The 8,933-nt window shown below is 59.8% G+C and carries 12 protein-coding genes; 8 read left to right on the forward strand and 4 right to left on the reverse strand.

Translation table 11 applies throughout. The features are described from left to right. Positions 1 to 67: 67 nt before the first annotated feature. Positions 68 to 1,594 carry a nitrogen fixation negative regulator NifL gene (gene nifL, locus JNM42_RS14050; RefSeq protein ID WP_294271231.1) on the reverse strand — a complete coding sequence of 509 codons (1,527 nt, stop codon included), beginning with the start codon at positions 1,592 to 1,594 and terminating at the stop codon, positions 68 to 70. Between the two features lie 294 nt (positions 1,595 to 1,888). On the opposite strand from nifL, the gene rsxA reads away from it, so the two are divergent. From rsxA to JNM42_RS14085, 7 genes are read left to right on the forward strand one after another with little or no spacing between them, the layout of a single operon-like run. Continuing rightward, the gene (rsxA, locus tag JNM42_RS14055; protein ID WP_294271234.1) at positions 1,889 to 2,467 is read left to right on the forward strand and encodes an electron transport complex subunit RsxA; all 579 of its coding nucleotides are present in this window, start codon (positions 1,889 to 1,891) and stop codon (positions 2,465 to 2,467) included. Between the two features lie 12 nt (positions 2,468 to 2,479). Next, positions 2,480 to 3,007 carry an RnfABCDGE type electron transport complex subunit B gene (locus JNM42_RS14060; protein WP_294271237.1) on the forward strand — a complete coding sequence of 176 codons (528 nt, stop codon included), beginning with the start codon at positions 2,480 to 2,482 and terminating at the stop codon, positions 3,005 to 3,007. 16 nt (positions 3,008 to 3,023) lie between these two features. Beyond that, on the forward strand, positions 3,024 to 4,541 hold the full coding sequence (rsxC, locus tag JNM42_RS14065; protein WP_294271239.1) for an electron transport complex subunit RsxC: 1,518 nt from the start codon (positions 3,024 to 3,026) through the stop codon (positions 4,539 to 4,541). Then, the gene (locus JNM42_RS14070; RefSeq protein WP_294271242.1) at positions 4,538 to 5,662 is read left to right on the forward strand and encodes an RnfABCDGE type electron transport complex subunit D; all 1,125 of its coding nucleotides are present in this window, start codon (positions 4,538 to 4,540) and stop codon (positions 5,660 to 5,662) included. Before rsxC ends, JNM42_RS14070 begins: the two co-directional genes overlap by 4 nt. A gap of 1 nt (position 5,663) precedes the next feature. Next, positions 5,664 to 6,278: an electron transport complex subunit RsxG gene (rsxG, locus tag JNM42_RS14075; protein WP_294271245.1), complete on the forward strand. Its 615-nt coding sequence runs from the start codon at positions 5,664 to 5,666 to the stop codon at positions 6,276 to 6,278. Beyond that, positions 6,275 to 6,955 carry an electron transport complex subunit E gene (locus tag JNM42_RS14080; protein WP_294271250.1) on the forward strand — a complete coding sequence of 227 codons (681 nt, stop codon included), beginning with the start codon at positions 6,275 to 6,277 and terminating at the stop codon, positions 6,953 to 6,955. The genes rsxG and JNM42_RS14080 overlap by 4 nt, the downstream gene beginning before the upstream one ends. Before the next feature lie 10 nt (positions 6,956 to 6,965). Further along, the gene (locus JNM42_RS14085) at positions 6,966 to 7,235 is read left to right on the forward strand and encodes an RnfH family protein (protein ID WP_294271254.1); all 270 of its coding nucleotides are present in this window, start codon (positions 6,966 to 6,968) and stop codon (positions 7,233 to 7,235) included. 102 nt (positions 7,236 to 7,337) lie between these two features. On the opposite strand, the gene JNM42_RS14090 is transcribed toward JNM42_RS14085, so the two are convergent. The 3 genes from JNM42_RS14090 to JNM42_RS14100 all read right to left on the reverse strand — a co-directional run bounded on the left by JNM42_RS14090 (position 7,338) and on the right by JNM42_RS14100 (position 8,366). After that, a complete protein-coding gene (locus JNM42_RS14090; protein WP_294271257.1) occupies positions 7,338 to 7,694 on the reverse strand; it encodes a hypothetical protein in 357 nt (118 codons plus the stop codon). A 58-nt stretch (positions 7,695 to 7,752) separates the two neighbouring features. Next, positions 7,753 to 7,923 (reverse strand): hypothetical protein, encoded by a 171-nt coding sequence (locus JNM42_RS14095; RefSeq protein ID WP_294271260.1) that lies wholly within the window; start codon positions 7,921 to 7,923, stop codon positions 7,753 to 7,755. An 83-nt stretch (positions 7,924 to 8,006) separates the two neighbouring features. Next, positions 8,007 to 8,366, reverse strand: a complete 360-nt coding sequence (locus tag JNM42_RS14100; RefSeq protein ID WP_294271265.1) for a type II toxin-antitoxin system HicB family antitoxin — start codon at positions 8,364 to 8,366, stop codon at positions 8,007 to 8,009. 317 nt (positions 8,367 to 8,683) lie between these two features. On the opposite strand from JNM42_RS14100, the gene JNM42_RS14105 reads away from it, so the two are divergent. Then, positions 8,684 to 8,933: hypothetical protein (locus JNM42_RS14105; RefSeq protein WP_294271267.1), on the forward strand; the 250-nt coding region annotated here is incomplete at its 3' end.

Raw genomic sequence — 8,933 nt, forward strand, 5'->3', positions numbered from 1 at the left:
CTGCAAGGGAGGGAAACGGGCATGTATGCAGTTTTCATGGTGTTGGGTGGCGCCAAAGGCATGCCCGTCAGATCGGGTCACCGTCGAGACGGAATTCGATGATGACCAGGCAGCCGCCGCTCGCGCTTTCTTCCAGATCGATGATGCCGCCGTGGTCGGCGACCACCTGCTGGGCGCGGGAAAGCCCGGTGCCGATGTGGTTTCCGTTACCCGGCTTGGCACTAAAGAAGGGTTCGAAGGCCTTGTGCCGGGAATCGGGTGGTATGCCCGGCCCGCTATCGCTGACGGTAATGACAATGCACTCGCGTTCGACGGCGCTGGTAATGCTCAGCTCGCGGCGCCGCCAGCCCTTGATGTTCATCGCCTCGATGGCGTTATCGACCAGCGCCTTGAACAACAGGCACAGTTGCAGCGGTCGACCGATGATCGGCGGCAGCGTCAGCGCGGGTCTCCAGTCGACGACGATGCCGGAGCCGAGCAGGCGTTGCGTGCTGATTTGCAGCACGTCGCGCAACACTTCATTGAGATTGACACGAACTTCGATCTCCTGCGGGTTTGGCGGAATCACCTGACGCAGCGACTCCAGGTGCTCGTGGCTGGCCGCCAGCGCCCGCTGCAGGGCATCGGCACTGGCCGGATCGCGTCGTTGCAGTACGGCGGCGGCCGAAGCCATCACGTTCATCGGCTCTTGCAGCCTGTAGATGGCCGCCGACAGGCCTTCGCGGATGGCCGCAGTTCGCTCCTCGTCGGCCAGCACGGCTTGCATGATGGCCGAACGCGCGCGCGCCTGCTCTTCACGCAGGATGCTGATGTCGGAGATGACCAGCAGCAGTCCGGGTTGGCTGCCGGTGCTGAAATAGCGGTCGGCACAGTCGCTGTGCATTTCGATCAGCGAGGTGGTGACCGACAGCCAGCGGGCTCGACCGAGCGGCCGGTCAATGCGTGCTTCGCGACTGTCGAAGGTGCAGGTTTCCGGCTGGCTGGCGAGCATTTCGCGCCAGTTCGGGGAGAGGCTATCGAGCAGGGTGTGAGCAGGCTCGGCGACGTGCAGGTCGCTCAGCAGCTTTTTATATTCATGGTTGTCGAGAATGACCTGGCCGTTCTGATCGAGCACGACGAAAGCGATCGGCGCCGTATCGATAACCGATTCGATCAGTTTTTTCTGATTGCGAACCAGGCACTCCAGGCGGTGCAGTTCGGTGACGTCGCGGTGCATGCCGACAAAATGCGTCGTTTTGCCCTGTTCATCGACGACGGGAGAGATGGTCAGCTCAGCCAGGTAGAGCTGGCCATCCTTCTTGCGGTTGAGCAGCATGCACGACCACGGCCGCTGCTCGGCCAGCTCTTCCCACAAGCCCTTGTAAAGGCCATCTGGCGACGTCTGGTTGGAAAGTATCGATTCGTTCTGGCCAACGATTTCATCGGCGGAGTAGCCGGTGACGCGGCTGAAGGCCTCGTTGGCAAACAGGATGACGGCCTGGGTGTCGGTGATCGAGATCGCCAGATCGGCCTGATTGACCGCCTGACGATAGGCTTCGGGCGGCAGATCCGATTTCTGCTGAGTCGGTGCGGTGGTGCGGGTGACAGCCGGCATGGCGTTGCTCCTGAAGGAATGTTCGCTGGCGCTGGATCAGATTGATTGGTACTAGCAGCTTCCGTGCCGTGCGCAAGAAGATGCCGGAGGTGAAGCAGCTACATCGTTTATCCATAAGCTGCGCGCGGCAAATGCGACGAATTTTCTGTCGGGTTTGCGACATTCAACAGGCCGCCGCTTGCCCCGATTTGGTGCATAACCCGTGAAAGCGTGCATCGATGCGGTCTTCCGGCGATTACCTGGTTTGGCACGGCTTGTGCACTGGTATTGCTGTAGAAACCATTTCTGATAGCCATGAGCGAATTCATCCTTCTGCTACTTTCAACGGCGCTGGTCAATAACGTGGTGTTGATCAAGTTCCTCGGCCTGTGCCCGGTCATGGGCGTCTCGAAGAGTGTCGATAGCGCCTTCGGCATGGGCCTGGCGACGACCTTCGTTATCACCCTGGCGGCCGGCGCCTCGTGGATGCTCGACAACTGGTTGCTGGCCCCGTTCGGCCTCGGCTACCTGCGCATCCTGACCTTCATCCTGGTCATTGCTGCCGTGGTGCAATTCACCGAGATGTTCATCAGGAAGACCAGCCCCGGACTCTACCAGTCGCTTGGCATCTACCTGCCGCTGATCACCACCAACTGTGCGGTGCTTGGCGTGGCGCTGCTCAACGTCGAACAGAAATTCAGCCTCTTCAAGAGCCTGCTTTACGGCTTCGGCTCGGCGCTGGGTTTCACTCTGGTACTGCTCATTTTCGCCGGTCTGCGCGAACGCGTGGCGCTGGCCCGGGTTCCTGACGCCTTTGCCGGTGCGCCGATTTCATTCATCACCATCAGCCTGCTGGCCCTGGCCTTCATGGGCTTTTCGGGCCTGAACATCTAGAGAGGTAAAATCATGATCGCCGCCATCCTCAGTCTGACGTTCCTGGGTGCCGCACTGGGCATCATCCTCGGTGTAGCCAACAGGTTTCTGCAGGTGGAAGGCAATCCGCTGGTCGACGAACTGGCGAGCGCGATGCCCGGGTCCAATTGCGGGCAATGCGGATTTGCCGGTTGCGCTGCGGCGGCCGCGGCAATCGCCGAAGGCACGGCTTCACCAGCTTGCTGCCCGCCCGGCGGCAAGGCACTGGCCATCGTGATCGGGCTCAAGCTGGGCATCACCGTCGATCTGTCCGCTCTCTCCGATGACGGGCCGAAGATCGCCACAGTGGCCGAAGAGTTGTGCATCGGCTGTTGCCGCTGCAGCAAGGTGTGCCCGACCGATGCCATCCTCGGCGCCGCCAGGCAGATCCACAACGTCTTGCGCGAAGCTTGCACCGGCTGCCGAAACTGCATCGATAGCTGCCCGACCGAGGCGCTGCTGATGCAGCCGGTGCCGGTCACCCTGCAACACTGGATCATGCCCAAACCCCTTGCCGCGTGAGATCACCATGGGATTCATGAACCTCTTTAAAAGCATTGCCGGTCACGACTGGGGCGTCCATCCGGCCGACCACAAACGTCCGGCATGCGATGTGCAGACGCGCCAGTTGCCCGTTCCACCCCGTGTCTACCTGATGCTTTTGCAGCACGTCGGCGCCCCGGCCCGTCCGGTGGTACTGGTCGGTCAAAAGGTGAAAAAGGGCGAACTGATCGCCGCCGCGCATGGCAATATTTCCGCGCCGCTGCATGCGTCGACTTCGGGAACGATCAGCGCCATCGATGAGATCACCGCGCCGCATGCATCGGGTTTGCCCGGCATGGCGATTTCCATCGACACCGATGGCGAAGAGGATTGGATTGAAACCGATATCCCCAGCGATCCCTACGCGCTATCGCCCGAGGATATTGCCGGGCGCGTGGCCAGCGCCGGGGTCGTCGGGCTGGGTGGCGCCACCTTCCCCTCGTCGGTGAAGCTGAACCTGGGTCGGCGTTCCGGCATCGACACGCTGATCATCAACGGCAGCGAGTGTGAGCCTTACCTCTCGTGCGACGACCGTCTGATGCGCGACAAGGCCGCAGAAATCGTTTCCGGCATCCGGCTGATGCTGATTTCGACGGGAGCCAAAGTGGCCCTGGCAGGTATCGAGGACAACAAGCCGGAAGCCATCGCGGCCATGCAGGAGGCTGCCGCCGGATTTTCCGAAATCTCTGTCGTGCCAGTGCCGGCGCGTTACCCGATGGGCTCCGACCGCCAGTTGATCATCGAATTGAGCGACCGCGAGGTGCCTTCCGATGCTCGCGCCGCCGATGTCGGCGTGATCGTGCATAACGTCGGGACGGCCTATGCCGTGCACCAGGCCGTTTGTCTCGGCCGGCCGCTGATTGCTCGGCTGATGACCTTGAATGGCGGTGCGGCGGCCAGGCCCGGCAACTACGAGGTGCCGTTCGGCATGCTGGTCAGCGACCTGATCGCATTTTCCGGCGGCAGCAAGGGCGATATCGCCAAACTGGTGATGGGCGGGCCGATGATGGGCAGTGTTCTGCCGCATGCGCGGGTGCCGGTGGTCAAGGGCACGGGCGGCATCCTGTTGCTTGATGCGCGTGAGGCGGCCGATTCCGAATCCGAGCCCTGTATACGCTGTGGCAGTTGCGTTAGCGCCTGCCCGATGGGGCTACTGCCGCTGGAGATGAGCGCGCGTATTCGCAACGAGGACATGGATGCGGCTGTCGCTCTCGGTCTGGCCGACTGCATCGCCTGTGGCTGCTGTGCCTATGTCTGCCCCTCGCGCATTCCGCTGGTTCAATACTTCTACCACGCCAAGGGCGATCTTTATGAACGTCAGCGCGCCCAGTTGCGCGGCGAAGCGACCAAAAAGCTCGCGCTGCAACGGCAGGAGCGGCTGCAACGCGAAGCCCGCGAGAAAGTCGAGGCGGCCGCCAAGCGCAAAGCCCAGCGCGCTGCCGATGCGGCCGCTGCAGCAGAGGCGGCCAGGCTTGCTGCGCACGATGACGCCAAACAGGGAGAAACTGCATGAGTACCGCCGGCACCTCCAGCGCCAGGGCGGGTAGCGGGCTGACGGCGGCAGTGATCGCCTCGCCGCACGCACACGGCGGGAATTCTGTTTCCGCCACCATGTTCCGCGTCAAGATGGCGCTGGTTCCTGCCACGCTGTTCAGTTTCTGGCTGTTCGGCTGGCCGTCCTTTTTCCTGTGGGCACTGACCATCCTTTCCTGCCTGTGCTTTGAAGCCTTGTCGCTCAGGTTGATGGGCAGCCGGCGGATCAAGGCCACCCTGCTCGATGGTTCGGCCCTGCTCACCGGCTGGCTGCTGGCCTTGAGCCTGCCGCCCTGGGCGCCTTGGTGGGTGGCGGTACTCGGCGGCCTGATCGCCATCGTGATCGGCAAGCAGGTATTCGGTGGCATCGGGCAGAACGTTTTCAACCCGGCGATGGTGGCCCGGGTAGCGCTTCTGGTTTCCTTTCCGCTACCGCTCACGCAATGGGTGACACCGCTGCCGCTGAGCCCGGTGGCCGGCCCCGACTTCGTGCATAGCCTGCGTCAGTTCCTGACCAGCGCGCCGCTACCCGATGCCATGGTCAGCGCGTCGGTGCTCGGTTACACCAAGACCGAACTGTCGCGCGGTATCGATCTGCTGCATTCGCTATCCAGCGCCAGCGCGCCGGCGCTGTCATGGCTTGGCGAACGTTCCGGCAGTTTCGGCGAATCGGCCTCCTTGCTGATTCTCGGCGGCGGACTCTACCTGCTGGCGCGCGGCATCATCTCCTGGCATACCCCGTTCTCCGTGCTCGCCGGCGTGGCCATTCCTGCGGCCATCGGCCACCAGCTCGACCCGGCGCACTATCTGAGCGCGACGACGCACCTGCTTTCCGGCGCGGCCCTGCTCGGTGCCTTCTTCATTGCCACCGACTACGTGACTTCGCCCAATACCGGCAGCGGACAGATCGTCTTCGGCCTCGGCATCGGCCTGCTGACCTGGGTGATCCGCACCTACGGCGGCTATCCGGAAGGAATGGCTTTTGCCGTGTTGCTGATGAATGCGCTGACGCCGGTGATCGACCGCCTGATCAAGCCGCGCATCCTCGGACGCGACCGCAAGGGCAAGCCGCTGAGCATTCCTGAAACAAAGGAATCCTGATATGGATTTTGCATCGTTCCGCGAAAAAATCGCTTATCAGCCCATTCTGCTCGGCGTCTTTGCCTTGCTGGCGAGCGGCGCGCTGGCCTGGGCTTCAAGCGCCACGAGCGATGCGATAGCCGCTGCCGAGGCCAAGGACTTGCGCGACTCGCTTTCCGAAGTGCTGCCCAGGGGCTTCGCCGATAACGATTTCCTCAAGGATACGCTCGACATCGAGCGCAATGGCAAGCCGGTCACCATTTACCTGGCGCGCCGTGAAGGCGCCGTCATCGGGGCCATTTTCAAGCTTGCCGAGCGCGGCTACGCGGCGGATATCCAGGTGCTGATGGCCGTCGATGCCGAGGGCCGGACACTCGGAGTACGCGTGCTCAAGCATGCCGAAACGCCGGGGCTGGGCGACAAGATCGAGGCTTCAAAGACTAACTGGATCAAGTCCTTCGACGGCAAGTCACTTGGCCAGCCGCCACTTGAAAGCTGGGCGGTCAAGAAGGACGGCGGAATTTTTGACCAGTTTGCCGGGGCAACGATTACGCCGCGTGCCGTGGTCAAGACGGTCAAGGGAGGTCTCGAGTTTTATGCCGAGCACCGCAAGGAAATCCTGGGAGAGAAATCATGAGCAATTCGTTTGCCGGCATCATGAAAGAAGGCTTGTGGAACCAGAACGTGGTGTTCGCGCAACTGCTGGCCATGTGCCCGACCATGGCTGTGACAACCAGTGGCACCAACGGGCTCGGCATGGGGCTGGCGACCACCGCCGTACTGATCGTTTCCAACATTCTGGTGTCGACGATCCGCCACACGGTGAGTTCGCAGGTGCGCATCCCGGTGTTTGTGGTGCTCATCGCGACGCTGGTCACCCTCGTCGATATGGCAATGAATGCCTGGCTGCACGATCTCTACAAGGTTCTCGGCCTGTTCATCGCGCTGATCGTAGTCAATTGCGCGATTCTCGGACGGGCCGAAGCGTTTGCCGTAAAGAATGGCGTCCTCGCCTCGGCTGTCGACGGGCTGGCCATGGGACTGGGATTTACCGGGGCATTGACGATGATCGGCCTGATCCGCGAGTTTCTTGGCTCGGGTACCTTGTTCGCGCAGGCGTCCAATCTGCTCGGACCCGCCTTCGCCTTTCTAGAAGTGAAAATCCCGGGCTACGGCGGAGCGCTGCTGATGATCCTTCCACCCGGCGGCTTTGCCGTTCTCGGCTTCCTGCTCGCCGGCAAGCGGGTCATGGAAAGCCGGATCGAAGAGCGGGCCAGGGCTGCGACGGGTACACCCGACGCGATCACCGCCTGAGGAGAAAAACATGCAGATTGGTGTGGCCTATTCAGAACCCGGTCAGCAAATGTGGCTGAATATCGAGGTTCCCGACGACTCGACTGTCAGCGATGCGATTCAACGCTCGGGCATCCTCAAACAGTTTCCGTACATCGATCTGGCCGAGCAGAAAGTTGGCGTTTTCGGTCGTCTGGTCAAACTCGATGCGCCGCTGAAGCCTGGCGATCGGGTCGAGATTTACCGGGGAATCATTGCCGATCCCGAAACCGTCCCGCGTCGGGACATGGTTGAAGAGTGAGCTCCTCCAGTCTTGACGTGAAGTTGAATGCCCAGCATAAGCCCGGAAAAATTCTGTTTTGACTATGCTATGGGATCCACTTTACCCCAAATGTGCGCACAACTATTTCGACTCACTTAAGCGCATATCTTCAATTTCGCTTGCAACATATTGCTTCGTGTCGTTAATAAGATCGGTAAAAGTACCATCGTAATTATTAGACTCGATAATGGAGAAAGACGATCTTGATTTGGTCTCGAGCTCTGACGATGACAATGATTTGTCGAGGAAGAGCTCTCCGAGCACAGATAATTCCTTCAGAACTGCGTCTTGCCTCATCTGGGTTTCTTGCGTTTTCATCAGATCTGATCTTCGTTGATTTTCAGCCTCCAGCTTAAGATTCGCCTTGCGTTGTATGAAAACAAGAACAAAAGCAAGAATTGCCATAACAACTAAAATCAACAGTAACTTATCGCTCATAAATACTCTCCAGGCGCGGGAGACATCGGGGATATTTAACCTTGATGGAATCTGGAATTCACGCGGGCCGCTGTGGTTGCTTCGCCGTCAGGTTAGGAAGCTTGGCTTGGCACACGCCATCAAATTCGCGCAACGTCGTCTTGCTAATGGCGCCTACCCTGAACAGGGCTTTCGCCGAGCTGTGAATGGACTCGAAGGCGTCGCTATTAAACTCTGGCTTTCTTGTCATTGCAGATCTCCGTCAATTCTCCGTCGTCCATAAGTTCCTTAACCTTGTCCGCGGACAGCTTCTCGATCCGGCCACGTTCGCAACTACGCGTGCCGTTCTTTGCGCCCAAGACCTTCCGCGATGAATGTCAGAACAAGGGTATTAAGTGACACACCCTCTGCCTTTGCGCGTGTAGCCAGGCGCGCGTGGATCGTCTTTGGAACGCGAGCGACAAACTTACCGGATGCGACACCCCCGCTGTTCGGGGCAGGAATGGGTAGCTCCCTGGCCTTGAGTGCAGCTATCGTTGACTTCAAGGCGTCCTTACCGTTCGCGAGCGCTTCTTCGACTGTTTCGCCATCGGAGATGCACTCAGAGAAATCAGGGTACGAGATTAAAAAGCCACCGCCTTCCTCGGCCGACAGCGGGCGAATCTCAAACGGGTAATCAATTCTTTTTCCCATGTTCATGCTCCTTCAACGAGTTCAAGGAACTTCTTGACGTAGATCGGCTTGATAGGTCGCCGGGCTGGAACGGGGAGCGTCCTGCCATCAGGGCGAATAACGACACACTGACTCGTTCCAACGTGCCGCCAGTCGATTCCGTTCTGGCGTGCTACTGTTTAAGCTGCGCAAGCTGCCAATCGAGGGGATTGCTACGCATGGCTTGAATCAGTTTTGCGGCAGTATTCATGTTTTGCGATGATACTGCGGGCAACATCATTCTGCAAGTTGTAGTGTGACTTCAAGAAACAGTGCAAAGAGTAGCGGGAAGAATAAACATGGAAACCGCAGTTGAGCGCGACCACCGCAACACCAAGTTTGGCGAGGGTTTGGCCCTCACCCCGACCCTCTCCCGCAGGGCGAGGGGGTTTGCACCCTTCTCCCTGCGGGCTAATCTATGCACACATTTTGCTTTGAATCTTTTGGTGAATGATACCCGGAGGATTGGCATGGACGGTGTGCACGAGTTGGAGAGGGCTGAGACCTACGATGTGGGTGATTTTGGCGATGTTCGGTTAAAAAAAACGG

It is taken from the genome of Propionivibrio sp., from assembly GCF_016790145.1.
GTDB lineage: Bacteria > Pseudomonadota > Gammaproteobacteria > Burkholderiales > Rhodocyclaceae > Propionivibrio.